Genomic DNA, 25,432 nt, shown 5'->3' with positions numbered 1-25,432 from the left:
GTTAAGGGTGAAATCATGCGGTGCGGTTCGATTTCACGCACCGGTCGACGTTTGGGAGGGAACGTACGAGGAACACACCTTCCGGTCTCGCATTTTCCGCTCGAGGTCGTCTTGCGCTATCACCACGGCGAACGCCGTCACACCAACCCACGGACGCTCGAGTTGCGACTCGATCGTTTGCATACTGAAAGCGAGGCGAGAGTGGAGAGGGCGAGGGGGTGAGTGGAGTGGATGACTCGTTTCCCGGGAACGAGTACGACGGGCCGAGCGACGCGCTTTGCCGGTCCTGACGTGAAAAGCGTCGTAACCGGCGACTGATGGTGGGGCCCCAACTCATAAAAAGACAGTGATCGGTGTCCCGACTCGATAGTTGGTCGCGTTCGAGCGCGTATTAGCGGTCCGTGGCGTCACAACCGTCGGTCCCGAAGTGCCGGGAATCGATTGCGGACGTCCCCGACGTCGTCGATATCGATCGTCGTCAGTACGAGCGTTGGTTCGTCGCCGCTGGAGGCAAGCACCGTTCCCCACGGATCGTACACCGTCGACCGGCCAAGCAACGTTGCATCGTCGAACGTCCCAGCGCCGTTGATCGTCGCGATGAAACACTGATTTTCGATCGCCCGTGCTCGAGACAGCGTTTCCCAGTGTTCGATGCGGGGATACGGCCAGGCGCTCGGGACGAGAACGAGTTCGGCACCGTGATCGACGAGGATCCGGTATAGTTCCGGAAATCGCAGGTCGTAACACGTGCTGACGCCGATTTCGACCCCGCAGACGTTCGCCGTGTCGATTCGCTCGCCGGGCACGAGGAGTTCGGTTTCGGCCGAATCGTAGCCGAACAGGTGATGTTTCCGGTAGACGAGTTCGAGATCGCCATCGGCCGAGAACAGGGCCGTCGTATTCGCATAGCCCTCATCGGCCGGCGTTTCGACGGATTCTGTGGCCGCAAGGTCTTCGACGAAACTCCCCGCGAGAACGGCAACGTCGTGGTCGCTCGCTGCCGTTCGAATTTTTGTCATCGTTTCGCCCTCGAGCGGTTCAGCCGAGCGCGCGTACAGATCGAAGGCAAAGTAACCCACCGTGAACAGTTCCGGAAGCGCAACGAGATCAGCGCCGCGGGCGGCGGCGCTGGCGACAGCGTCAACCGCACGGTCGACGTTCCCATCGAGGTCTCCATCCTCGATCTCCAGTTGCGCGAGGCCGAGCGTGATCGACCGATCCCCATCAGCCGTTCGTTCGTCGCTGTGGTCGGGTTCGGTCCGGGTCATATGGTATCACGTCGAATATCTCGCTCGAGTTCTCGTTGGAGATTCTCGAGTTCGCCGTCGAGGTTCCGCTTGAAAAACTTCTCGACGCCGGGAAGGTGACCGTCGACGACGAACGTGTTCTCGAGTCGCGAACCGGTCTCCGTTTCGACGATTTTGTGTTCCCCAGTGACGTCCAGCATTTTCGAGCGACCGACGAATTTTACGTACTCCGGCGGTCGTCGAATCACGTCTTCGGTATCGACCTCGACGGTGCGAGTGATCAACGGCAGCGGTAACTTGACGTCCCACGTTGCCCGTATCCCTTCGGAATCGTTCGTCGTGTAGCCCGTGACGACGCTAATTGACCGGGCGCGTTTCTCCGGATCAGCAATGAACTCCCAGACGCGCTCGGGTGGGGCTCCTAACTCGAACGAACGGTTGACCCGGACTGTCATACTGGTACCTGCGGAGTAGGCGATTAAAAAGACGGCGTCTTCGAGAACGGATTGCCGGCTTTCGTGCCGCTCGAGGGAGGGTTGGACTGTTCGAAGAGGTGACGGTACCGAAAACGCGTTAGCTGAGCGTGACCTTCCAGGTCGTCGAGCGGGCGCGGCCCCACTTTTCGATGTCGATATCGTCGGTTTTCTCGGCCAGATGTGGCAGCCGAACACCGACCTGTTTCGATGAGAGACCGATTGCACTCGCGATGTTCTTCGCTCTGAAATACTGCTCACCGCGAGCAGCACTCTCTCGAAGATACGAAATGATTCGCTGTTCTTCTTCGGAGTAGTCCGTCATCGTACGTACCGTGACATAGGGCCGCTGTGGTCTTAACTCTTGAGCGTCGTTCACGTTTTCTTGAGATGGGGAACCGTGCCTCGACGCTGGCTCAACAAATCACCGAGATTAGATGACAGTCTCAGTCCCAGTAAACGTGCATTGCAACGATAGCGAGCGAACCAAACACCATTGCGGCGGCGAATCCCCAGGCGGCTTCGATCTGTGGTGCCGTGGTGAGCATCACGAGTGCGCCGAGGATGGCGACGGCGCCGAGGAGTAACCCCAGTCCAAGCCCCCTGTCAGTCGTCTGCGTGTGGTCTGCCATACGGCGACGTTGCATGTCGGGTATCTTAATTCCATCCTTTCGGTGGCGACAGTCCAACAGAGCTAACTGCTTTGGCTGGGCATACACCGGTACCGAACACGATACCCATATGGTACGTAACCGCCTTCAATCGCTCTTGTTTGGCAGCGGGATTCGAATACTGCTGTCCCTTTTGCTCGCCATCGTGGTACTGATCGGTGGCGCATATGCGGCCGGTTTCATCGGTGCTCCTGCCGTCGAGTCAGTCGATAACGAGTTCGGCAACGTCACCGAGACGGACACCGAGATCCTGACCGAGATGACGGTCACCAATCCGAACCCCATCGGTGCAGCCGCCGCCGACGTCAACGCGACCTACGTCGTCTATATGAACGACGTCGAGATGGCCGAGGGCGGTGGCGACGAGATTCGACTCGAGCCAGGCACCTCCACCGAATCGTTCCGAACCGAGATGCGAAACGAGCGGATTCCGGACTGGTGGGTAACACACATCGAAAACGACGAGGAGACACACGTCCTGATCGACGCCACCGTCTCGAGTGGCCTGCTCGACCGTTCGACGTCGATTTCGGACGAACGAACTATCGAAACTGATCTCCTGTCATCGTTCAATAGCGACGAAACGAGGCCAATCGACGCCAACAGAGCGCTCGTCGACGACCCCTTCCTCTACGTCAACGAAACCCGTGGCCAGTGGGGCGACGTCGACGACCGTCACACCGAACTCGAGTTAGCGTTCGACATGTACAACCCACAGGACTATGCCATCCCGATGACCCGTCTGGGCTACGAGATTACGATGAACGACGTCGTCATCGGCCAGGGTGAAAGCGACCGCGAGCACGTGTTACAGCCCGGTCGTGAAACCACGGTCGACACGACGACGCGTATCGAAAATCAGAACCTGGACGACTGGTGGGTGACCCACGTCGAAAACGAGGAGGTCTCCGATCTTCGAATCGAATTTACCGCCGATTTCGAGCTGGTAAGTGGAGTCACAATCAGCATCCCGCTCGAGGAAATGACCTACGAGGAGACCGTCGAAACGGACATCTGGGGGAACGATGAGGACGGTGACACCGGAAACGGGATGGACGATGGGAGTAGTGAAGACGGCGACGGAGACGAATACGGCGACGACGGAGAGACGGACGGTGGAGAGACGTCGACCGATGACGGTGACCAAGACGACGGGACCGACGAGTCGGACGGGGATGCAACTGACGAAGAGGACGACGATGCCGACGAGGAAGACGGTGATGGCGACGACGAAGAAGATGATGGTGGCCTCCTCGGCGTGTTTTTCGTCTGAGGCACGTCTCGAGTGACTTATATAGGCGGTGCAGGACGAGAACCCCGACCCAGTGAATTGTGTTATCGCCTCGAGGTCAGCATCCTTCGCCCAACCACACCGGTTTCAGCGGTCGCCTCCGTCGACGTACGGATTACAGCACCTGACTGCAACCGTCACGATTCCCAGCGTTCGACCGCAACCGTTTCACCCTCGGGAATCCCTTCGCGTTCCTCGGGAACGACCACCCAGCCGTCAGCGAGCGCCACGCTCGAGAGCACGCCCGACCCGCTGGCTCGAGTCGGCATTGCCCGGTACTCGAGTGGGGTTTCATCGTCGCTCGCAGGCGCTTCTGTGGAGTCACGCGACTCGAGGCTGACGCGAGCGAACGTTCGCGTCCCTGGTTCGGACGGGATTTTTCGCTCGAGACGGGCCATAGTCGTTGGGTGCGGCGAGGGATCGGTTCCCTGCAACCAGGCCAGGACGGGCCGGAGAAACTGGACGGCGTTGATGATGCACGCGACCGGGTAGCCGGGGAGAGCGAGAACTGGTGTTCCCTCGACGATACCCAGACAGACGGGATGTCCGGGTTTCAGTCCCACGCCGTGGACGAGGACCTCGCCGAGGTCGTCTATCACTTCGGGCAAGAGGTCACGTTGCCCGACCGAGGAGCCACCACTGGTGACGACGACGTCTTTGGTCAGGTCACGCTGGATGGCGACTCTGAGCGCGTCGGGGTCGTCGGTCACGACGTTCCGATAGGTTGCTTCGCCACCCCAGCGTTCGACCAGTCGCGATACCGTGAGCCCGTTCGTCTCGATGACTTCACCCGGTTCGGGGTCCCCGCTGACCAGTTCCTCGCCAGTCGGCACGACGCCCACCGTCGGCCGGTGAGCGACCAGTGGCCGTTGGATGCCGGCCGAGCGGAGCAATCCGAGATCCGAGGGCCGAAGGCGATGCCCCGAATCGTACAGGTGCTGGCCAGCCGTCACGTCTTCGCCGACAGGGGCGACGTTCTGTCCCTCGCCGACGGCACCCAGCACCTCGAGTTCGTCGGTCGCCTCGAGGCGTTCGGTGTGTTCGATCATCACCACCGCGTTCGCACCAGCCGGGAGCGCACTGCCGGTGTGGACCCGGCGGGCACTGTTCGCCTCGAGGGGGGCGTTGCTGTCGCTCGCTCCGACATCGATTGAAAGGGCTGCCGGCGATCGGTCGCTGGCTCCGAACGTATCCTCGGCTCGAACGGCGTAGCCATCCATCGCCGCTCGCTCGTAGTGTGGGACGTCTACCGCCGCGCTGACTGCCTCGGCGAGGACCCGGCCATCGGCCCGCTCGAGTGGGGTCCGCTCGGTGTCGCATCCATCGACACGGGTTTCGATAGTATCCTCGAGTATCGACAGTGCATCGTCGACGCGGGTTCGTCGTTTGAAGCCGGATTCCTTGCGACTGTGATCGGCACCCTCCATACCTGAAAGCAGGTGTCCAGGCGCAAAAGCGTACGGGGGTTTGAGCGACGAGGAGGGACCGAGGGTGGCGTCCTGTGTGAACGAGGCTGCAAAAATCCTGACACAGACAATTACTATTAAGACTGTATTGAAACGGTAGGCACCGTGGACATCAGGAGCGATGGCACAAAAGGATCGAGACAGCCATCCAGACCTCGAGACCAGAGACGATCTCGGGTCGTCCTTACCAAAGGAACCCATGCAGGTGTGGGAATCACCGTCACACAGGTCCAACAGACCGTTTGAAGAAACATCCGCGACCGCGGCCTTTTTCGTATCGGCGTTCGAACGTGTAGCTATGTCTGCGCTCCGTGACGCGTTGCGGGATCTCTCCGACGCCGCGTTTTTCGATCTGCTCGAGAGCGACGAAGCCTACCTCCTCGTTCTCGACGTGCCGGGCGTCTCTCCCGAGACCATCGATGTCGCCGTCGATGGGGGCCGAATCCGCATCGAAGCCCGTCGCGAAAAATCGCTCCCCGGACAGTTCAAGTATCTCGAAGAGAATCGTTCGCTCTTCGTGGATGTCGACGTGCCCCTGCCGAAAGATGCAGTCGAGACAGAGGCCGCTGCAACGGTCGACCGGGGCGTCCTCGAATTACGACTTCCGAAACGAGCGGAAACCGAAGAGACGAGAATCGACGTCCTCGATCAGGAGGAGGCCGAAGAACGCGACGACGAAACCGGTGACGCCGAGTCGACGGCATCGGCGGACGAAACGACACCCACCGACGAGGAGCGCTAATCCGGGGTGTCATCGTTGTCGACACTTCACGCGTACCGCCGATTCGTCGTCGTCGCGTGGCATTTCCTCCCGCTGTTGCTCGCCTACGCTCGAGACCGCCGTCGGTGGCTCCTGTTCGGACGACCGCGTCAGGTCGGTCCTGAGATTCATCGGCGGCGAGCAACGGTGTTGCTCGAGTCACTGCTCACTCTCGGCCCGACGTTCATCAAACTCGGCCAGTTACTCTCGACGCGGCCGGACGTCCTTCCGCCCGCCTACATCGACGTCCTCTCGGCATTACAGGACGAGGTGCCGCCAGCCGAGTGGGAGGAGGCCCGGGCGGTGCTCGAGGCAGACCTCGGACCTGTCGACGAACAGTTCGAGTCGTTCGACACGGAAGCGATCAGCGGTGCCAGCCTCGGACAGGTCTATCGGGCCTCGCTCGATGGCGACGACGTGGCGGTGAAGATCCGACGGCCGGACATCGAGACGCTCGTCGAGGCCGACTTGCGAGTGATCCGCTGGTCGTTACCGGTCTTGATGCGCTTCGTCGACGACTCGCGGTCGTTTTCACTCGAGAACCTGGCCGACGAGTTTGCCAAGACGATTCGCGAGGAGATGGATTACAGTCGCGAGGCCCGCATGCTCACCGAGATTCAGTCGAATTTCGCGGACGACGAACGAATCGTTATTCCGGACGTCTACGAGGAGTACTCGAGCGAGCGAGTGTTGACGATGGCGTACGTCGGCGGGACGAAGATCAACCAGGTTGACGATCTCGACGCACAGGGAATCCCTCGCGATCAGGTCGCCGAAACCCTGCAGCGAGCGTACCTGCAGATGATCATCGACGACGGGGTGTTTCACGCGGATCCGCACCCTGGAAATCTCGCCGTCACCGAACAGGGACAGATCATCTTCTACGATTTCGGGATGAGCGGGCGCGTCGATTCGTTCATTCAGGACAAAATCGTCGAGTTCTACATCGCCGTCGCCAACCAAGACATCGACGCGATTCTCGATTCACTCATCGAAATCGGCACCCTGAGTCCGGATGCCGATCGTGCCGTGATGGCCGACGTCATGGAACTGGCTATTGCTGACGCACGTGGCGAGGACATCGAACAGTATCGCGTTCAGCAAATTATCGGGCAGATCGAAGATTCAATCTACGAGTTTCCGTTCCGGCTTCCGAAAAATCTCGCGCTCGTGCTCCGGGTGGCGACGGTGGTCGAAGGCGTCTGTGTCACGCTCGACCCTGACTTCGACTTCATTTCGACGGCGACGACCTACCTGACCGAACAGGGCTACCGCGAGGAGTCGATCCAGCGCGTCCTCGAGGAATCCGTCGACCAGTTCCGTCGAGCCGGCGAATCAGCTGTCAGAGTGCCCCCAAAACTCGAGCGCACACTCGACCGGGTCGACCGGGACGACCTGTTCGTGCGAGTCGGTGTCGAGGACTCGGACCAGGTGTTCGCAACACTCGCAAAACGCCTGATTTACGGTCTCCTGCTAACGATGTCGTTGTTTTCGATGGGCGTCCTCTACGCACTCGAGGCACCCGAAGGGTCGATTGTTGCCGCAGTGTTCTCGGCCATTTTGGTCCTGTTGTTGTATCGCTCGTTCCGCAGCCGTCGGTCGATTATGGCGAAACCACAGTTCACGCGCCAGAATATGCGCAAACGGCAACGCGAGTGAGTGGCGGATTTGCAGTATTCGACCTGTGGGATGCCAAGGACACCACCCCTGAGCCGAGCGTGTGACCACCATTCATACGTGTCGCGTTAGAGGAACCAGTATGGCATACGACGCCCTTGCCGACCTCGAGCTAACGATCGACGCGGTCGACTGGCGACGCCTCGAGGCCGACACCTCGAGTGGCTTTGAGCGAGTGACCACCGAAATCATGCTCACCGGGCCGGTCGAAACGGATAGGCCGGGACGTGAAACCGTCACCGGTATCGGTGAAGACGTCACCTACGACACCGACGAGCAGGACGCGTTCCAGGCCGCCGACTGGACATCGTTCGACCTCGAGGGCACCTATACGCTCGATGAATTCTCCGCATATCTCGAGTCGGTCGATCTCTTTCCAGCGGGCGATCCCGAACGGACGGATTTTCTCGATTATCGGCGCTGGGCGTTCGAAAGTGCGGGACTCGACCTGGCGTTGCGCCAAGCTGGCACCTCGATAGCGACTCGCGTCGAGCGCCCGTGTGAGCCGGTTCGGTTCGTCACGAGTACGCGCCTTGGCGAGCCGCCGACGACCGAACGGCTGGAGGCGCTCCGAGACGTCGTTCCGGACCTCGAGTTCAAACTCGACCCGACGCCGGAGTGGGCTTCGTCGATCATCGACGCCGTCGCGGATTTCGGCGGCGTTCGAATACTCGACCTCAAAGGCCAGTACGAGGGGACCGACGTCGACGTGCCGGGTGATCCCGAGTTGTACCAAAACCTGGCCGAGGCGTTTCCGGAGGCCGTCCTCGAGGACCCGGCGGTCACGCCCGAGACGCGACCCGTGCTTGAGGCGGCCGGCGTTCGCGAACGGCTCTCCTGGGATGCCCCGATTCACGGCGTCGAAGACGTGCGAGCGTTGCTGTGGGAGCCAAACTGGCTCAACATCAAACCATCTCGATTCGGCTCGCTCGAGTCGCTGCTCGAGACGATAGCGTACGCGGACGACCACGACATCCGACTGTACGGCGGCGGCCAGTTCGAACTCGGCGTCGGCCGCGGGCAGTTGCAGTTGCTCGCCTCGCTGTTTTATTCTGACGGGCCGAACGACGTCGCGCCTCGGGCGTACAACGAGCCAGCCGTGAGCGACGGGCTGCCGACGAGTCCGCTCGCTGTCCCAGAGGCTCTCTCAGGGGAGGGTTCCGGGCCAGCCGGCTTTCGGTGGGAGTGAAGCCAGAGGTTGTCACTGTCCACAAACGCCCGCTTTGCGGGCACGCAAGTCGGTGATTCTTTGCTCGTCGGGAACGGTCGTTTCCCCATGCAGATCACACCGTTCGGCCTCGAGCGCTGGTTCGACGAGTACGAACACGAGGCAGACATCATGCTCGCCGAGAGCGGAATCCGTAGCCTGCCAGCCGATCGTTTCGATACCGACCCGGGCGACGTAGGGTACGTGATCCCCACCGACGGCGACCCGGAATTTCGCGAATCCGTCGCGAGTCGCTACGGTCGGGACGCCGACGAAATCGCCTTCACCGTCGGCACGCAGGAAGCGAACTTTCTGGCCTTTCTGTCGCTGCTCGAGGACGACGACTCCCACGCCGTCGTGGTCACCCCGACCTACCAGGCGTTACACGCCGTCCCCGAAGCGATTGGCGACGTGACACGCGTCTCCCTCGAGCCACCGACCTGGGAACTGGACGTCGACGCCGTCGCGGAAGCGATCCGTCCGGAGACCGAAGTCATCGTTCTCAACAACCCGAACAACCCGACTGGCCGGTATCACGCCCAGGAAACGGTGCAGGCGCTTTACGATCTGGCCGAGGACAACGACGCCTACTTGCTCTGTGATGAGGTGTATCGGCTGCTCGCGGACGATCCGCTCCCGCCGGTCGCCAGCCTGGGCCCACACGGTCTCTCGACGACCAGCCTGACGAAAGCCTACGGCCTCGCTGGCACCCGATTTGGCTGGCTGGTCGGCGACAGCGACGTCATCGAGGACGCCTGCGTCTGGAAGGATTATACGACCATCTCCCCGTCAATTTTCGGCCAGCACATCGCGAAACAGGCACTCGGCGAGCAGGAAGCCGCGATCCTCGAGGAAAACCGCGCCCTGGCGGCTGATCACCGTGAGCGCGTGCGTACGTTCGTGGCCGATCACGGCCTCGAGTGGTACGACCCGGTCGGCGTCAACGGATTCGTTACGGTTCCCGACGGATTCGAGAACGGCACCGAGTTCTGCCGAACCGTCGTCGAGGAGGAGAGCGTCGTTCTCGCCCCAGGTGACCTGTTCGGTTTCTCCGGGTACTTTCGGATCGGCTTCGGGTTGCCAACCGACGAACTCGAGGACGGCCTCGAGCGCGTTGGTCGCGTTATCGCGGATTGAGGGCCGAGGGCTCCGATTCGATCGTTCGTCTTCCTGTGAGTGAAATGAGACGGGAGACGAACCGATTCTCACGAGAAGTTCGTCACTTTCGACTGAATGCGCCCGTCGTCGATGTCAGCCGTTGCCTCCTCCACGTCGGTAAAGTACCGGGCAAGTTCGTCTCGGCGGATCGCCTCGCTTTCGTGTAAGAACGCGATTTCGGTGAGCGAGAGCGTCTCTCCACGTTTCAGTTTACGACGCAACTGGTCGACGGTGAGCGACTGGTAGGTGACCTCGAGGGAAACCGTCGCTGCCCGATCGTTCCCCGCTTCAGCAAGGTTGATTCCCTCTTTCAGCACCGTTTCGAACGTGAGTTCGGTATCGTTGGTCGCCTGGTACAGGAACGCCATCGCGGAGACCATCGTATCGAACGCTGCTGTCCCGTCCATTTCATCGAATCGTTTCTCGAAGACGAGTTTCCTGTCGTCCGCTGGCAGGTGTTCGACGAGCAGTTCGAAGTCCTGAATCGCCTGGTAGATCCGATTGCGGATCCGCGCCCGCGTGTTCCGTTCTGACTGCACGCTCCCCAGTTCGGTGTCACCGCGCAGGTACGCTCGATCGGCGCCACTCAGTATGCCGCGATCTCGAGAGTTGTCAGACATAACTTGATATAGATTATCTATTCTATTACGCACATATATAGATAACTGATTCCAGGTTATCTACCAATTCCCGTCAGTAACAATTATAGGATACGTAACTGGTACGTCAACCATGACCCAAAACGAGACGGAGACGACAGCACACACGAACTCGATGGAAACGTTTCAGGCGACAATCGAGGCCGAACGGCTGCAAACCACGCTCGCACTAGCCCACACGCTCTTCGACGAGTGCCACCTGTACGTCGACCCGGAAGGCGTCCGAGTAACCGCCATTGACGCCGCAACGGTCGTCTGGGCGGACATCACGCTCGAGCCGTCCGCATTCGAAACGTTCGAGGCCACGTCCGATCACATCGGTGTCGATCTCGAGCGATTCCGTGACGTCGTGGGTATCGCTAACCGCGGACAGTCCGTGCAACTCTCGCTAGATTCTGCGACGCGGACGCTCCAGATTCGATTCGACGAACTGGAATACACGCTCGCGCTGTTGGACCCGGAGACGATTCGCAGCCCACCTGCGGAGTCGCGCGAGGCGTTTACCCCCAGTGGGACGGTCGTCGCTGATTCGGCGACCTTCGATCGGTCGGTCCGGGCAGCAGCGATGGTTTCGAACCACCTCGAGTTCGACCTCGACGAAGACGATGGACAGTTTTCCGTCATCGCAGCAGGTGATACCGATAACGTCTCACTGACCCTTTCGGCCGACGATCTCGTCGATATCGAACCAGGGGACGCACATTCGATCTTTTCGATCGATTATCTGAGCGCGATCAATCGGGCGATGCCGAGCGGCGTCGACATCGACCTCCAGTTCGGCACCGAACAACCGCTCTCGGTGGGATACGAGTTCGCCGACGGAACGGGCGCTGTCGAGTATCTGGTCGCTCCCCGGATCACGGCCAACTGATCTCCACACGAAAGCGGCCTGCTCCCCCTCAACGAACGTTCCCAGCCCCGTCACTCGAGTCGTCGCTTCGTCGATACTCGCGACAATCACCCCACATAACTGGCGGCGTCTCTCCATCGCCAGCGTCACCGTCGCGAACGTCACGTTGTAGATCGAACTTCCGATACTTCGCGTCCCGACACAGTCTGTCGACCAGTTCGAGTGGGACCGAAACTCGTTGGCAGAGCCTCGAGACGAACAACCCACTTGGTCCGAACGTGAACTGGACGTCGTAGTGTCGAATCCGGACGTCTGGATCGGCCACGAGGATCGGGTGGACCGTCTCGAGCGTGCTCCCGACGAACTCGAAGACGAGGTCCATACTGGGCGCTTCCGTCATTCCGAGGTCGAAACGGACGATGGGAACGTACACCGGTCGATCGTCGTCGGTACGGTCGACGACTGCAAGCTCCCGGAGCGTGGGTGGGCGCTCGAGGTGCGTCCGTTCGACCGAGTGCGTTTCGGCGAGGCGGTGCTCGATCGTCTCCACTCGCGTTTGGTGTGTTCGGTCCAGTCGCCGGCGAACGACGATCAGCGCGATGGTGGCGATGAGTGCCAGCACGAAGGTTCCGGCGATCAACAGCGTCTCAGACATCGAATACGAGACGATTGGTGGACGAGAAGAAAGTCGTTTCGTGGTCGCTCGAAACGAGTCATCGGCTACGCGGTTTCAATCCCTTTATAGCGCTCGATTGAGTATCCCGGCACATGGCGAAACAGCAGAAAGAAGTTCGCGACCTCGGCGAGGGTGGCTACGTCGTCATCGACGACGCGGCCTGTAAGATCAACTCCTACTCCACGGCAAAGCCAGGCAAACACGGGAGCGCCAAAGCCCGTATCGAAGCCGTCGGCGTCTTCGACGGCAAGAAACGATCGCTCTCCCAGCCTGTCGACGCGAAAATCTGGGTCCCCATCATCAACCGGAAACAGGGCCAGGTCGTCTCGACCGACGGCGACGACATGCAGGTGATGGACCTCGAGTCCTACGAAACGTTCACCATGCGCATCCCCGAGGACGTCGATGCCTCCCCTGACGACAACATCGAGTACCTCGAGATGGAAGGCCAGCGCAAGATCGTCTGATGTTCCCTGGGGCGACCGCCGAACGTACGGAGGCGAACTTCGTCATCGTCGGTGCGCCCCTCGACGCATCGACGACGTTCGAGCCGGGTACCCGATTCGGGCCTCGGCGAATTCGACACTTTTCCGAGACGTTCGACGATTACGACCAGCGGACGGGCCAACAGTTCACCGACCTGGGTGTGTACGACGATGGCGACCTCCACGCCTGGGACGACGTCGAAGAGTATCTCGAGTTTCTCGAAGGCACGCTGACCGACGCCGTCTGGGACGACGCCGTGCCGATCATCCTCGGTGGTGAACACACCGTGACGGCTGCCGGCGTCGGTGCCGTCGACCCAGACGTGTTCGTCTGCCTCGATGCGCACCTCGACTGCAGACTGGAGTACGGCGGGAACCCGCTCAATCACGCGTGTGTCACCCGCCGAATTCTCGACCCCGAGGCGTTCGAGGAGTCACTCGAGGTCGACGTCGAAGAAGCCATTATCATCGGTGCGCGCACGGGCAACCAAGCGGAGTGGGATCGTGCGAGCGAGTCGGACGTGACGGTGGTCGCGCCCGAAGACGCCGCGGAATTCGTCCCCACGCTCGAGGACCGTCTCGACGGGCGCGAGTGTTACTTGAGCGTCGACATCGACGGCGCTGACCCCGCATACGCCCCTGGAACGGGGACGATGGAACCGTTCGGCCTCGAGCCTCGTGAGATGCGCGACGTCGTCAGAGCCGTCGCACCCCAGGCAACCGGGTTCGACGTCGTGGAGGTCAACGACCGCGACGACGGGCAGGCCGCCTCCCTGGCCGGAAAGTTGCTTCGCGAGTTCGTCTTTTCTCACGCGAGTGCGAACGAATCCTGACTCCGTCGCCTCCCCTCTCCTGGCGACTCCGTGACGCAACGCAGAAATAGCGTATCGTCCTATCCCCACACGATTCGAGGATGACGCTCTCTGAGGTAGCCCGAAAGCGACTGGCCGACGTGGTTGAGCTACAGCCGACGAAAAATGCCGAACTGCAGGACCGCTGGGATCTCGAGAGTGGCAGCGAAGTCCACTCGTTTCTCGAGGACGAACTGAGCGAGTACTACTTTCGTGACGATAACAGCCTGATTCGAGCGACGCCGGAGGCGGCCGAACTGGTCGACGTCGAACCGGGCGTCCAGCTGAGCGAAGAAGACGGGCCACCGTCGAAGATTCGCGTGCCCGAGTTACACGCCCAGGTCGTTCGGGTGCTCGCCGAACCCGACGAGCGCTCACAGAGCGTGGTCTCCGTCCTCCACGATTTGCGAGACGCCTTCGACATCGACCCCTCGGCCGAGGACGTTCGCTCGGCGTTACAGAGTCTCCGACGAAAGGACGTCGTCGAGGTCGAATATCGAACCGTGCCGACCTTCCGACTGACCGTCGAGCGGGACGCACTCGAGGTCGTCGTCGCGTAATTCGTCAACGGGCGGAGGGACTCGAGGGACGAGTCCCCCGGCGACTGGGCGGTCACCGACCGGGCCGTCGACGCTCACGTCGAGCCTCGAGCAACTGGCGACATCGTTTTCCGGGCCCGCCTTCGATTGGCCATCCCTTGGTCCGCCAGGCCGGTGGCTCGGGCTCGAACGCCGGACACGAGCCACGACACTCGCGGCCAGTCTGACATCGCTCTTTTGCTCGACAGTAGGGGAGAAACTGACTGTTGGATCGGAGTTCGAAGTGGCGGCAGTCGGGTCGCATCGTGTCGACGAACGAACGCCAGCCGCGTTCGTAGGCCCGTTCGGCTATCTCGAGTCGCCGTCGGGCTTTCGTCGCCGAGGAGACGTACTCGAAACGAGCGGCGGACGCGTCGTGTGATCCGCCATCGGGGCGCTCGAGGATGCGGGTTCCCGGCTCGTCGACGGCGAGCGTTCGCGGGTGCCAGACGGTTTCGGCCTCGAGCGACTCGGCATCGAGTGAGAGAATGCCGGCCTGCACGGGAACCCCTTCGAGCAAGGCAGGTTGGACACGTTCGTCCGTCCGGTTGGTCGCGACCCAGACTTCGTCGGCCAGCCCGAGGGCAACGTCGTACTCGAGTTGGGGGCCCAGCGACCGGGCCGCACTCGCGTCGAGGTCGGGTTTGTTCTCGATGGCGATGATCCGATCGACCCACTCGCGATAGGGCCACCGCCGGCGGATTTCGATGCGGTTTCCAGCCCGTCGCGTCTCGAGAACCTCTCGCTCGTCGGCTTCGTGTATCGCCTCACGGACGTATCGCCACGGATAGCCGGGGTCTGGAAGGGCGTCGCGATAGTAAGCCCACTCCGCGGGTGCGTTGCGGATGACGTGCAACAGATCGCTGTCGAGTCGCTCCGGGCCGAAGTTGGCACGGTGAGCGAGCGCGTCGGAGTCACACTCGAAGACGATCGTATCCCAGCGACGGCGTTTCGTGCCAAGCTGGCGGGCGACGAGGACGTTCGAGTTGGCTCGAGCCGGTTCCCAGGCCGCTTCGACCCATCGACAACAGCGAAGTTCGAACAGGAATTCGCGGTCTGAGAGGGGCACAGCTACGGTTCGTGTGGCGTCGAAAAAAGGTTGCTGCTACGGAGTGGGCTTCAGAGTGCAGATGCCGAGGTGCTCGTGCCACTGACCGACGTCTGGCTGGTGTTCGCGAACGCGATCCCGAACATGCGGAAGACGGCCACGTACATGTAGAAGTACAGGAACGGGACGAGCAACAGTCCCACCACAGTGATTGCGAGTACGCTCGCAACGATGTTGACGCCGATGGCGACAACCACGGGCATGAGCATTGCCAGCAGATATTCCATGCTGAGAACGACGGGTTTGATCGTGCCGATGTCGAACGCGGCCCCGATAGAACCTTCGACGGCGTAGTTCGTCAATGCCGCCGGAACGATATACAGGATGATGAACATCAGCGGGATATACGCGAGGATGGTCATGATTCCCAGTCCGGCGAGCAAACCACCGCCGTCGCCGCCGAGCAGTGCACCACCGCCGACGAGCGTCATCACGACGACAGAGTACAGGACCGTCGGAACGAGGGCATACACGAAGCCGATGATCGAAGCCACGATACCCTTTACTAAGAGATCACCCCAATCGTCGAATTCAGGAGGTTCATCATCTCCTGCAACAGTTTTCTCGAGAACGCGCATCAGGTATCCACCGACCAGGAACGCCGGAATTAACAGGAACGAGAGGAACCCAAGGACCGTCCCGATGAGTATTCGTCCGATCCAGTCACCGCGTGCCGGGTACGATAAGCCATCTTCTAACATGGTGTAACCACCGGTATCAACACACGCTATTCATATATATTTAACGTCAGACATATATTCGAAGTGATGTTCCTGAAACGATGATACTAGTGGAGGACGATACTGACACCTACTGAAAATAACCCTGGAACAGTGTAAGCGACGACTTTAGAACGAAGGAGGTCAGCGTCGGTCTTAGAACGTACCTGCATATACTCCAGTTTAAATAGTGTTATGATACGAAGAGAGTAGTTACGGACAAGTGTGTCAGTGCGTGAGTAAAGACATCGCTCGAGACCCCTGAAAAATGGGGTGGACTGACCTGTCAGATCTCGTCTGCTTCAGCGAGATCGTCGAGGTAATCGTGGGCCTGTTCGAGGATTTCGCGTGGCCCATCCTGTGTGACGGTGTTGACCGCCTGTTCGTAATCGCGCCACTGCAGGTCGCGATGTTCCTTCGAGAGCTCCGCACTCGCTTCGTAGGATTTCGCGACGAACAGGTGGACGGTTTTGTGGATCGTCGTGCCGTTCGCTTCGAAGACGTAACTGTAGTCCTCGCGAAAGCCGTCGAGTAGTCTAAACTGGTCGATACCTGCCTCTTCCTTGATTTCGCGGATAGCCGTCTGCTGTAGTTCTTCATCTCCTTCGACACCGCCCTTCGGAAACTCCCAGTCGCCCGGGCGGCTCTTGAGTAGAAGATACTCGCGCCGGCCCCGCGTGTCGCGAAAGAGGATTGCGCCTGCGCTCGTAGCTTCGACTGCCATTACCGCAAATAGCAGACCGGACGTTAAGAGAATATCGGACCGTCTCGACGACAGCCATCTCAGCAGCTTTTTCTGTCGCGGTCGCACACAGATAGACCAACAATGACCTTCGTCACCCGCCTCACACTCCAGAGTGGCGACCGAAAAGCCCTCGATAGCATCGTGAACGACATCAAAGAGACTGCAGAAAAGAAGGGCGCAGCGCTGAAAGGCCCACATTCGCATCCACCAGAGGACCACACCGTCCCACAGCACCGACGGTTGCACGCCGACGACGACCGGAAGTTCGGTTCCTGGACCTACACCGTGTTCACCCGAGAACTCGAGATTCACGGCCACGACAACCTCGCACGGAACATCGCCTCCCAGAACTTCCCCGATTCCGTCCACATCGAGGCCGAGGTCGAACAGATACACAACATGGGGCGCGGACGGAACTGAGCCGGTTTGGTGTAGCTTGGGGGAGTCGTCAGCCCGATCCAGCTATCACCCCAACGAGTAGTCCAGTTCCTTTCTCTGCGCACACTCCCGAATCTGCTCTGCGTACTCTCACGAAATTCGACCCACTCGAGACGGAGAAAGCCGGACGAAACGGAGACAATGGGATTCTTTTAGGTCCACGGTAGTCGTTGTGATATGTACACGTTGCTGTGGCTTGCCGTTCTCGTCGGAGCAGCAACGGCGATTATCTGGTGGGGGAGTATTGCCCTCGAGACCGCCACGGACCGACTGGCACTGCACTATGGGCTTCCGGCTATCGTCCAGGGATCGATTCTCACTGCCGTTGGCTCGAGTTTTCCGGAAATTGCGAGCGTCGTCATCGCGACGCTTCGCTACGGCGAGTTCGAACTCGGCGTCGCCGCGATCGTCGGGTCAGCGCTGTTCAACGTGTTGGTAATCCCGGCAGTGGCCGCACTCGTCAATCGGGAGACGCTGGAATCGAATCGTGCGCTGGTCTATCGAGAGGCGCAGTTTTACATTATCTCCGTCGCGACCCTCCTCCTGACGTTCAGTCTGGCGGTCATTTATTTCCCCAGCGACGATGGGGCGCTGTTCGGTGAAATCACGCGGTTGCTCGCACTGTTTCCGTTAGCGTTGTACGGACTGTATATTTTTATTCAGTACCAGGAGGCGGCCGACTACCGGGCGGATCTATCCCCACCCGAGATCAACGTGGGCAAACAGTGGGCGGCGCTGGCGCTGTCTCTCCTTGCCATCCTCGTCGGGGTCGAGATACTCGTCGGTGCGGCCGTCGATCTCGGCATTTACTTCGACACACCGTCGTTTCTGTGGGGGATAACCATCATCGCGGCCGCGACCAGCCTCCCCGACGCAATCATTAGCATTCGTGCCTCGAGGTCAGGCGATTCCACGATCAGTCTGGCCAACGTCTTCGGAAGTAACATCTTCGACTTGCTCGTTGCCATCCCGGTCGGCGTCCTTCTGGCTGGTGCGACGCCGATCGATTTCGGCGTCGCGGCACCCCTCATGGGCTTTCTCGTGGTTGCCACGATAATCGTATTCGCGGCGGCCCGAACTGACTTTGAACTCACCAATCGGGAAGCGTGGCTGCTGATCAGCGTCTACGTGCTGTTTGTCGGCTGGATGCTCCTCGAAAGCACGGGCGTCACGAACATCCTTCTGTGAACGCGCAGTGGGTTTACCAGGTCGCTCGAGCGGACCCGATCACTGTACCATACCGAATCGTTCAGAGAATCACCACACAACTTTGCAGTCGGTTCCGTCTCCACTACTGCTTTGAGCCCTGCCACCAACACCCCCGTATGGACGACGACCAACTCGTTTCGTTACGCCGAGACCTGCACCGCAAACCCGAACCGGCCTGGCGGGAGTTCTACACGACCGCGCGCATCGTGGACGCCCTGAAGTCTCTCGAGGCCGATATCGACGAACTGTACGTCGGGCCGGATGCCATCGCCGGCGAGCACCGCCTGGCCGTTCCTGACGAGACCGAACTCGAGGCCTGGTACGAGCAGGCGAGCGAGTACGACATCGACGCCGACGTGCTCGAGTCCCTCGAGGGAGGGTACACCGGTGCGGTTGCCGTCCTCCGTCGGGGCGAAGGACCCACAGTCGGGCTTCGTGTGGACATCGATGGCCTCCCTCGAGCGGAAGCCGAGGAGACGAGTCACGAACCCGCAAAAATGGGCTTTCGTTCAGAACACGACGGAGCGATGCACGCCTGCGGGCACGACGCCCACGCGACCATCGGAATCGGCGTTATCGACGCGATCGCAGACAGCGACTTTTCGGGGACGCTGAAAGTCTTTTTCCAGCCAGCCGAGGAGGTTATCGGGGGCGCCAAGTCGATGGCCGAAAGCGAACACATCGAGGACGTCGAGTACTTGCTCGCGATGCACATCGGCCTCGACCACCCCACGGGCGAGATCGTCGCCGGTATCGACGGCTTCCTCGCTGTTTCCCACCTCGAGGCAACGTTTTCGGGCGAGCCTGCTCACGCGGGCGCTCGACCGGAGGAGGGACGTAACGCAAATCAGGCGCTCGCTACCGCGGTCCAGAACCTGTACGCGATTCCGCGCCACTCCGCGGGGGAGACGCGGGTCAACGCCGGCGTCATCGAGGGGGGCTCTGCAGCGAACATCATCGCGGAGGAAGCCCGTCTCGTCGCGGAAGTTCGAGGCGAGACGACCGAACTGATGGAGTACATGCGCGAGAAGAGTCAGCGTGTAATGGACTCGGCCGCCGAAATGCACGACTGTGAACTCGAGGTCGAACTCGGTGCCGAAGCTCCCAGCGCGACGAGCGACCAGGGACTCGTCTCGATAGTGGCCGATGTCGCCGGGGCGACGACAGGGGTCGAACGCGTGCTCGAGCGCGACAAACTGGGCGGCAGCGAAGATGCGACGTTCCTGATGCAACGGGTGCAGGAGAACGGCGGCCTGGCGTGTTACATTGGCGTCGGCACGGACCATCCCGGCGGCCATCACACCTCGACGTTCGACGTCGACGAGGCCAGTCTCCGCCACGGTATCGACGTCCTTGCCGGTGCAATCGAGCGCGTAAGTCTCGAGCAGTCGGGCCGGTAACTGTCTGCGCATCCGTGTCGATAACCGTTTCGCAGACGCCTCGTTTCGTTGGCCAAGCGTGCGTCTCGAGCGACAGCGAGAGAGGCACGCTTCGGGGGAGGGCAGGGACCCAAAGAGACGCTCACCGCGCGCGAACAGGGTGAGCCAGCGGCCTTTTTGATCGCTTGTCGAGCAAAGCGAGACAACGGTCAGCGAGCGCTTGCGCTCGTCGGACAGATTTTTGTCGCGAGCGGTCGGCAGGGCCGACTCGAGCGAGAAAAAGGTGCTTAGTACTTCGGATCGGCACCCGTCGTCTCGTAGACGGTCTCCATCAGTTCATCGCGCCGCGTTTGCCACCCTTCGAACTCCGCCGGACTCGAGGGATAGTTCTCGTAGTGGGCCATGATCTCGTCGGCGCGACGTTTGGTCTGATAGAGGTTCCAGATAGTCCCCCAGTGGCCGCGACTTTTGAGCAAGGCCTCGATTTTGAGTTTCATACCGATGTCCGTGCTGCCCGAGTAGAGCGCTTCGGCGAGTTTGTCGCCGGGCATAGCCGCGAGCAGGCCCATGAGGTCGTCGACGTCGACGGCCGTCGAGAGGATGTTGTAGACGTCGAGTGCGGCGTAGCGCGCGCCGTAGTGGTCCATGACGCGTTCGTTGTACCGCCAGAGAGTTGCCTCGTCGAGGGAGCCGTTCTCGAGACCTTCGATAGCCTGTTCGGCGGCGTACTTGCCGGCGTAAGCAGCTCCGGCAATGCCGCCGCCGGTGGTTGGGTTGACGTGGCCGGCGGCATCACCGACGGCAACGAAGCCGGGGTGAACGGCGGAGTCGTAGGGGCGACGCGTCGGCAGAGCCGCACCGAGTTTGTCTTCGACGCGCGCGCCAGCAAACTCCGGTCGATTTCGCAGGTCGCGTTTGAGGTCCTCGACGAGTTGCATCGGCTGTTCGGTCATCTGAAAGCCCAGCCCGGCGTTGATCTCGGTCTCGGTCCGGGGGAAATACCAGAGATAGCCTGCGGCACGCTCGGTGGGCTTGAAAACCAGCGCGTCGGACCACTCGACCGGTTCGTCGACGTGGACGATTTCCCGGTAGGCCGAACAGAACTGCGAGTAGTTGACGTTGGTGTCGAAAGTGGAGTTCGAGAAGTCGACTTTGTCCTGGAGCACGGACAGCGAGCCGGCACCGTCGATAACGAGGTCGGCTTCGTAGGATAGCGGTGTCCCACGGGACATGGCTTTGACACCCGTCACGCGGCCGTCGTCGGCTTGGACGACGTCCTGGACGACCGTGTTGTAATGAAAGTCCGCCCCAGCGTCGTCGGCACCCTCGATGATCTTGCGCCCGTACTCCCACCGGTCGATGACGGCGAGCTCGCCGGGAACCGGAATCTCGAGGACGGTATCCTCCTGTGGAATTTCGAAGCGTCCGTGGTCGACGTCGGTGTTCGTGAACGCCGACTGGATCCGTGATTTCGGGATGGCTTCGGGGAACGCATCAGCCCCCTTCAAGGCGTCTCCGCAGGCGATGTGTCCCGCTTCTTCCTCCGTTTTCCGCTCGAGTACGACCACGTCGTAGCCGGCATTGGCGACGGTGGCGGCCGCATAGCATCCTGCCGTACCGGCACCGACGACGACGACGTCAGGCGACAGATTTCGATTCGCCGTCGTCGACGCCGACTGCTCCATGCTGCTCATAACTCGTCTCTGGTCACCCCGTCAAGAAAACGTTTTTCCTGCGCGCCCGCCGACCCGTCCGTCGCGCCCGGAATGTGTCCTTTCGATCCGGACAGATAGGGAATAAAGAGTTTTACACCCCTCTGACGTAGCCGCGAGCATGACCGAGTACACCGTCGAATTCGTGGGGACCGGCGAGACGATCACCTGTTCGGACAAAGAGACGATTCTCAGCCGCTGTCTCGAGGAAGGAATCGCCCAGGAGTACTCCTGCCGTGTAGGAATGTGTCTGGCCTGTTCGGCGGAAATTCTCGAGGGAGAGGTCACCCAGCCCGCAGCCCGCGGATTGACCGAAGCCGAGGCAGAACAGTACGCACTGACGTGTATGGCTCGCCCCACGAGCGACCTGAAGCTCGAACGCGGTAAGTATCCCCCCAGTATCGAAGGCGATCTCGAGGCCGATTCGGGCTCTGGGACGGCAGCAGCCGACGACTGAATTGGTCTCCGACCCTGCACCGGCGAAATCGTCTGTTACCGTTTGTTTTCACCCATCAGTCGACGCGCGACGGAGTACTGCCTGACTCCCCGAACCTGAACCGGTGAGTGAAACCGGATGGCGTTGTTCGGTTTCACCGTTCGATCGACGGTTGGAAGGGTTCCGAGTGGCTCTGTTTCCAGTGACGACTCGGGGATGCCCAAAAGATCGCTGTCGATTGCCCTAACCGATCAGCAGGGAAACGGACACGGTCGTGCATCCCAGACCCATATCCGCGTCATCATCTCGTACAACAAAGACCTATCCCGTCGTATGTCACGCCCCTCGAGGCGGCACATCCTTGCGCTAGCCAGCGGAACGGTCCTCGGCGGGCTGGCGGGCTGTTTCGGTGACAGCGACGATGGGCTGTACGATAGCGACGAAACGACCGGCGATGCCGACACCGGAGGCGACGGGGCGTCGGCTACCCGGGAGACGGCGGTGGACGGTCCCGACGAATCGGCCCTCGAAGAAACCGACATTCCCCTCGCAGACGAGCAACTGCCGCTCGAGTACCCGCCAGAAACCCTTCGCGAGGAGACCATCAGCGGGGGCGTTCCCAAAGACGGCATTCCCTCGATAGACGACCCGACGTTCGAAGGCGTCGATGACGTCGGAAACCGGCTCGACGACGGCGACCCCGTCTTCGGCCTGGTTATCGATGGGGACGTTCGAGCGTATCCACAATCGGTGCTCGTCTACCACGAAATCGTCAACGACGACGTTGGTGATGAGTCAGTCGCCATCACCTACTGCCCGCTGACCGGAACCGCGATGGGGTTCGCCAGAAACGGCGTTGAGTTCGGCGTTTCCGGCACCCTCGTCAACAGCAATCTAGTCATGTACGATCGGGAAGGCGACAGCCGATGGCCACAGATACTCGCCACGGCTATCGACGGCCCGCTCGAGGGCGCGTCGCTCGAGGAAATTCCCGTCCACTGGTCGACCTGGGGGCGGTGGAAAGCGGCGTATCCGGAGACGCGGGTGTTGACGACCGATACGGGCTACGCGAGAGACTACAACAGTGACCCCTACGGCTCGTACAACCCGGCCGACGGCTACTACTGGGAGGACTCGCCGACGATGTTCACCCCGCTTTCGACCGACGAGCGCCTGCCGAACAAACGAATGGTTCTCGGTGCCCGCCCCGTGGATGGGCCGCTCGCGTTCGACCTCGAGAGGCTGGCAGACGAGGGGGTGCTCTCGTCAGCATCGGTCACCGACCGTGAGGAGACGTACCTCGCCATCTACGACGACCGAATCGGCGCTGGCCACCTGTATCGAAGCGATGGCGACACCTACGAGTACGATGGCGACACGGGTACCGTCGTCACTGCAGATGGAACGACGTACGAACCGGACGAGCTACCACTCGAGTCCGTCTACGCGTTCGACGCCATGTGGTTCGCCTGGGCCGGCTTCTATCCGAGTACGGCGCTGATAGACTAACGCGATGTCACCGCAACACCCTCATCGAAAACGGCTCCGACGCCGGGTCGTCCACCCGCTGCGACGAACGATGCGTGCCATCGGCTTTACCCTCCGTCGCTGGGACGGGTTTGTGGTCACGACGTTCGCCGCCGGGATTTACTTGCTCTCGTATCTGTGGGCCACCGACCACCTGCAGTTTCGAGCGACGGCTGGCTTCGACTGGCTGGTCGTGAACGACCCGGCCGCACGGATGCTCGAGCGACGTGGTCCCCTCTCGTTCGAACCGGTCGCGTTCCTCGAGTTCGGCATCGGAAGCCTGCTGTTCTCGCCGATCGACGCCGCAATTGGCACGTTGCTGGCCACCCTGGTCGGACTGAATCTCGCGCTGGCGTATCTGGCACTGGTCCAACCGAAAGCCTGCGGCATCGGAGCCGGTGCTGGGGTTGCCGCCTCCGTACCCGCCTTGCTTTCGGGCTCGGTCTGTTGTGCGCCGATGATTCTGCTCGTCCTCGGCATCCAGGCCAGTGGCACACTGTTGACCGTCATCCCCTGGCTGCTTCCCGTCGGGGTTGCGTTGCTCGCCGGAAGCTTGCTTTACGTGTCGGGACTCGTGGACCTCTCGAGTGGGAAGTCGGACCTGGTGACGTGAATAGCCGGTGCACAGCCGGACGTGACGACGTAACGAGTCGAGAGCGCTCTACGAGGAACTGCTCGGCGAAAAGTCAAACGAGGTCGAAACGATATGAGGCGGCTCTGGGTCGTTCAGGCCCGATTTTGGAATCATCGAGACCGAATTCCCGGGATAACGATCTTCTACCGACGACTGTACCCCGTCTCAGTCGATGAAGTCGATATCCTGGCCCTGTGGCTGGACGGCTTCACCCTCGGGTCGGCCGTAAATCTGTGGGGATTCGACGCCCGTGACGACGATCATCGTGCGCATGCGACCCTCGAGCGACTCGTCGATCGAAGTTCCCCAGATGATGCGGGCATCGGGGTCGATGCGGTCGTAGATCTCTTCGACGACGCCTTCGGCCTCCTCGATGGACATGTCGTTGCCACCGGTGACGTTGACCAGCGCGGAGCTGGCACCCGAGATGTCGACGTCGAGCAGCGGGCTTCGAAGGGCCGTCTTGACCGAGTCTTCGGCTTTGGCCTCCGAGTCGGACTCCCCGAGGCCGATCATCGCGACGCCACCGCGTTCCATAACGGTTCGAACGTCGGCGAAGTCCAGATTGACGAGGCCGGGTTTCGTGATGAGTTCGGTGATTCCTTTGACCGAGCGCATCAGCACTTCGTCGCTGACTTTGAACGCCTGGCGGACGGGCAGTTTCCCGACCGAATCGAGCAGTCGATCGTTGGGGACGACGATGACGGTATCCGAAACGTCACGAAGCCGCTCGAGACCGGCTTCGGCGTTCGTCCGGCGAACCTCGCCCTCGGCCGTAAACGGCGTCGTGACGATAGAGATCGTCAGTGCGCCGGATTCTCTGGCGGCTTTCGCGACGACGGGTGCCGAACCGGTTCCAGTTCCACCACCCAGACCTGCCGTGACGAACACCATATCCGAACCATCGATGGCGTCGTAGATGTCCTGTTGGCTCTCGAGGGCAGCCTCCTCACCGACCTGTGGCAGCGAGCCAGCGCCACGGCCGGAGGTCTTCTGTTCACCCATCAGGATTTTGGTGTCGGCCTCGATTTCGACCAGATGCTGGACGTCCGTGTTTGCGGCGACCAGTTTCGCCCCATGAATTCCCTCCTCGTTCATTCGGTCGACGGTGTTGCCGCCGGCACCACCACAGCCGACGACGGTAATATCGGTTTGGAGGTCATCGAGTACCTCGAGCAGTTCCTCGTCTGTCATCGTGCCAGTCCCGCCGCCTTGCTCGGCCGGGTTCGACTCGGCCGGCTCCTGGAACGACCCAGAATCACCCGATTCGGCCTCGTCGATGGCATCTTCGACAATGGAGTCCATTCTTGCCCGTTTCTTACAGATGGAGTATTATTATCTTTCCCCCACGAGTCTGACGGGCGTCAGACACAAGTTGGATGAGGAACATATACATCACCAGTACTACTAGAAGCAATATGCAGCATCGAGGTAACAACCGATTACCTCGGGATAAGAATGTGTTACCACAGTATC

General features: G+C 60.9%; 29 protein-coding genes. 16 read left to right on the top strand and 13 right to left on the bottom strand.

What is annotated here, in order from left to right:
* Positions 1-33: 33 nt before the first annotated feature.
* The 5 genes from NLK60_RS00655 to NLK60_RS00635 form a co-directional block, all read right to left on the bottom strand.
* Complete coding sequence (locus NLK60_RS00655; protein WP_254808977.1) at positions 34-183, bottom strand: hypothetical protein; 150 nt, start codon at positions 181-183, stop codon at positions 34-36.
* A 224-nt stretch (positions 184-407) separates the two neighbouring features.
* Entirely contained in the window at positions 408-1,268 is an 861-nt protein-coding gene (locus NLK60_RS00650; protein ID WP_254808976.1) for a nitrilase-related carbon-nitrogen hydrolase, read from the bottom strand.
* A complete protein-coding gene (locus NLK60_RS00645) occupies positions 1,265-1,702 on the bottom strand; it encodes an SRPBCC family protein (protein WP_254808975.1) in 438 nt (145 codons plus the stop codon). Before NLK60_RS00645 ends, NLK60_RS00650 begins: the two co-directional genes overlap by 4 nt.
* A gap of 118 nt (positions 1,703-1,820) precedes the next feature.
* On the bottom strand, positions 1,821-2,045 hold the full coding sequence (locus tag NLK60_RS00640) for a DUF7123 family protein (RefSeq protein WP_254808974.1): 225 nt from the start codon (positions 2,043-2,045) through the stop codon (positions 1,821-1,823).
* A gap of 121 nt (positions 2,046-2,166) precedes the next feature.
* Positions 2,167-2,352: a DUF7525 family protein gene (locus NLK60_RS00635; protein ID WP_254808973.1), complete on the bottom strand. Its 186-nt coding sequence runs from the start codon at positions 2,350-2,352 to the stop codon at positions 2,167-2,169.
* A 109-nt stretch (positions 2,353-2,461) separates the two neighbouring features.
* Between NLK60_RS00635 and NLK60_RS00630 the strand changes: the two genes are divergently transcribed.
* Positions 2,462-3,664: an LEA/WHy family protein gene (locus NLK60_RS00630; protein WP_254808972.1), complete on the top strand. Its 1,203-nt coding sequence runs from the start codon at positions 2,462-2,464 to the stop codon at positions 3,662-3,664.
* Positions 3,665-3,819: 155 nt separating this feature from the next.
* On the opposite strand, the gene NLK60_RS00625 is transcribed toward NLK60_RS00630, so the two are convergent.
* Positions 3,820-5,109, bottom strand: coding sequence for a molybdopterin molybdotransferase MoeA (locus tag NLK60_RS00625; RefSeq protein ID WP_254808971.1), 1,290 nt, complete (start codon positions 5,107-5,109; stop codon positions 3,820-3,822).
* 337 nt (positions 5,110-5,446) lie between these two features.
* Here NLK60_RS00625 and NLK60_RS00620 point away from each other — a divergent pair, with 337 nt between their 5' ends.
* The 4 genes from NLK60_RS00620 (at position 5,447) to NLK60_RS00605 (ending at position 9,929) form a co-directional block, all read left to right on the top strand.
* Positions 5,447-5,890, top strand: coding sequence for an Hsp20/alpha crystallin family protein (locus tag NLK60_RS00620; protein WP_254808970.1), 444 nt, complete (start codon positions 5,447-5,449; stop codon positions 5,888-5,890).
* Positions 5,891-5,896: 6 nt separating this feature from the next.
* Positions 5,897-7,567, top strand: coding sequence for an ABC1 kinase family protein (locus NLK60_RS00615; protein WP_425499057.1), 1,671 nt, complete (start codon positions 5,897-5,899; stop codon positions 7,565-7,567).
* A gap of 100 nt (positions 7,568-7,667) precedes the next feature.
* On the top strand, positions 7,668-8,774 hold the full coding sequence (locus NLK60_RS00610; protein WP_254808969.1) for an enolase-like domain-containing protein: 1,107 nt from the start codon (positions 7,668-7,670) through the stop codon (positions 8,772-8,774).
* An 87-nt stretch (positions 8,775-8,861) separates the two neighbouring features.
* Entirely contained in the window at positions 8,862-9,929 is a 1,068-nt protein-coding gene (locus tag NLK60_RS00605) for an aminotransferase class I/II-fold pyridoxal phosphate-dependent enzyme (RefSeq protein ID WP_254808968.1), read from the top strand.
* Positions 9,930-9,997: 68 nt separating this feature from the next.
* Here NLK60_RS00605 and NLK60_RS00600 read toward each other — a convergent pair whose 3' ends face one another.
* Positions 9,998-10,570: a DUF8102 family protein gene (locus tag NLK60_RS00600; protein ID WP_254808967.1), complete on the bottom strand. Its 573-nt coding sequence runs from the start codon at positions 10,568-10,570 to the stop codon at positions 9,998-10,000.
* 112 nt (positions 10,571-10,682) lie between these two features.
* Between NLK60_RS00600 and NLK60_RS00595 the strand changes: the two genes are divergently transcribed.
* Positions 10,683-11,480 (top strand): DNA polymerase sliding clamp, encoded by a 798-nt coding sequence (locus tag NLK60_RS00595; protein ID WP_254808966.1) that lies wholly within the window; start codon positions 10,683-10,685, stop codon positions 11,478-11,480.
* A gap of 28 nt (positions 11,481-11,508) precedes the next feature.
* Here NLK60_RS00595 and NLK60_RS00590 read toward each other — a convergent pair whose 3' ends face one another.
* The gene (locus tag NLK60_RS00590) at positions 11,509-12,114 is read right to left on the bottom strand and encodes a hypothetical protein (protein ID WP_254808965.1); all 606 of its coding nucleotides are present in this window, start codon (positions 12,112-12,114) and stop codon (positions 11,509-11,511) included.
* A gap of 113 nt (positions 12,115-12,227) precedes the next feature.
* Here NLK60_RS00590 and NLK60_RS00585 point away from each other — a divergent pair, with 113 nt between their 5' ends.
* The 3 genes from NLK60_RS00585 (at position 12,228) to NLK60_RS00575 (ending at position 14,031) form a co-directional block, all read left to right on the top strand.
* Entirely contained in the window at positions 12,228-12,602 is a 375-nt protein-coding gene (locus NLK60_RS00585; RefSeq protein WP_254808964.1) for a translation initiation factor IF-5A, read from the top strand.
* Complete coding sequence (speB, locus tag NLK60_RS00580; RefSeq protein WP_254808963.1) at positions 12,602-13,453, top strand: agmatinase; 852 nt, start codon at positions 12,602-12,604, stop codon at positions 13,451-13,453. The genes NLK60_RS00585 and speB overlap by 1 nt, the downstream gene beginning before the upstream one ends.
* A gap of 80 nt (positions 13,454-13,533) precedes the next feature.
* Positions 13,534-14,031 carry a DUF5797 family protein gene (locus NLK60_RS00575; RefSeq protein WP_254808962.1) on the top strand — a complete coding sequence of 166 codons (498 nt, stop codon included), beginning with the start codon at positions 13,534-13,536 and terminating at the stop codon, positions 14,029-14,031.
* 52 nt (positions 14,032-14,083) lie between these two features.
* Here the strand turns inward: NLK60_RS00575 and NLK60_RS00570 are convergent, their stop codons facing one another.
* From NLK60_RS00570 to NLK60_RS00560, 3 genes are all read right to left on the bottom strand, one after another.
* A complete protein-coding gene (locus NLK60_RS00570; protein ID WP_254808961.1) occupies positions 14,084-15,118 on the bottom strand; it encodes a DUF5787 family protein in 1,035 nt (344 codons plus the stop codon).
* Between the two features lie 50 nt (positions 15,119-15,168).
* Complete coding sequence (locus NLK60_RS00565; protein ID WP_254808960.1) at positions 15,169-15,858, bottom strand: DUF4013 domain-containing protein; 690 nt, start codon at positions 15,856-15,858, stop codon at positions 15,169-15,171.
* Positions 15,859-16,162: 304 nt separating this feature from the next.
* On the bottom strand, positions 16,163-16,600 hold the full coding sequence (locus tag NLK60_RS00560; RefSeq protein WP_254808959.1) for a bis(5'-nucleosyl)-tetraphosphatase: 438 nt from the start codon (positions 16,598-16,600) through the stop codon (positions 16,163-16,165).
* Positions 16,601-16,702: 102 nt separating this feature from the next.
* On the opposite strand from NLK60_RS00560, the gene NLK60_RS00555 reads away from it, so the two are divergent.
* The 4 genes from NLK60_RS00555 to NLK60_RS00540 all read left to right on the top strand — a co-directional run bounded on the left by NLK60_RS00555 (position 16,703) and on the right by NLK60_RS00540 (position 19,938).
* Positions 16,703-17,041 (top strand): uS10/mL48 family ribosomal protein, encoded by a 339-nt coding sequence (locus tag NLK60_RS00555; protein WP_254808958.1) that lies wholly within the window; start codon positions 16,703-16,705, stop codon positions 17,039-17,041.
* Positions 17,042-17,236: 195 nt separating this feature from the next.
* Positions 17,237-18,247 carry a sodium:calcium antiporter gene (locus tag NLK60_RS00550; protein ID WP_254808957.1) on the top strand — a complete coding sequence of 337 codons (1,011 nt, stop codon included), beginning with the start codon at positions 17,237-17,239 and terminating at the stop codon, positions 18,245-18,247.
* Positions 18,248-18,384: 137 nt separating this feature from the next.
* Positions 18,385-19,668 (top strand): amidohydrolase, encoded by a 1,284-nt coding sequence (locus NLK60_RS00545; RefSeq protein WP_254808956.1) that lies wholly within the window; start codon positions 18,385-18,387, stop codon positions 19,666-19,668.
* A gap of 48 nt (positions 19,669-19,716) precedes the next feature.
* On the top strand, positions 19,717-19,938 hold the full coding sequence (locus tag NLK60_RS00540) for a hypothetical protein (protein ID WP_254808955.1): 222 nt from the start codon (positions 19,717-19,719) through the stop codon (positions 19,936-19,938).
* Here NLK60_RS00540 and NLK60_RS00535 read toward each other — a convergent pair.
* Positions 19,935-21,341, bottom strand: coding sequence for a geranylgeranyl reductase family protein (locus NLK60_RS00535; RefSeq protein ID WP_254808954.1), 1,407 nt, complete (start codon positions 21,339-21,341; stop codon positions 19,935-19,937). The genes NLK60_RS00540 and NLK60_RS00535 overlap by 4 nt on opposite strands.
* Before the next feature lie 139 nt (positions 21,342-21,480).
* Here NLK60_RS00535 and NLK60_RS00530 point away from each other — a divergent pair, with 139 nt between their 5' ends.
* The 3 genes from NLK60_RS00530 to NLK60_RS00520 all read left to right on the top strand — a co-directional run bounded on the left by NLK60_RS00530 (position 21,481) and on the right by NLK60_RS00520 (position 23,935).
* Entirely contained in the window at positions 21,481-21,816 is a 336-nt protein-coding gene (locus NLK60_RS00530) for a 2Fe-2S iron-sulfur cluster-binding protein (RefSeq protein WP_254808953.1), read from the top strand.
* Positions 21,817-22,128: 312 nt separating this feature from the next.
* Positions 22,129-23,304 (top strand): DUF3179 domain-containing protein, encoded by a 1,176-nt coding sequence (locus tag NLK60_RS00525; protein ID WP_254808952.1) that lies wholly within the window; start codon positions 22,129-22,131, stop codon positions 23,302-23,304.
* Positions 23,305-23,308: 4 nt separating this feature from the next.
* Positions 23,309-23,935, top strand: coding sequence for a hypothetical protein (locus tag NLK60_RS00520; RefSeq protein WP_254808951.1), 627 nt, complete (start codon positions 23,309-23,311; stop codon positions 23,933-23,935).
* Positions 23,936-24,121: 186 nt separating this feature from the next.
* Here NLK60_RS00520 and ftsZ read toward each other — a convergent pair whose 3' ends face one another.
* Positions 24,122-25,261, bottom strand: a complete 1,140-nt coding sequence (gene ftsZ, locus NLK60_RS00515; RefSeq protein WP_254808950.1) for a cell division protein FtsZ — start codon at positions 25,259-25,261, stop codon at positions 24,122-24,124.
* Positions 25,262-25,432 lie beyond the last annotated feature (171 nt).

Origin of the sequence: Natronosalvus amylolyticus (genome assembly GCF_024298845.1) — an archaeon.
In the GTDB taxonomy this organism is placed as follows: Archaea; Halobacteriota; Halobacteria; order Halobacteriales; family Natrialbaceae; genus Natronosalvus; species Natronosalvus amylolyticus.
The sequence above is the reverse complement of the archived record's forward strand: the minus strand, read 5'-3'. Positions and strand labels throughout refer to the sequence as shown.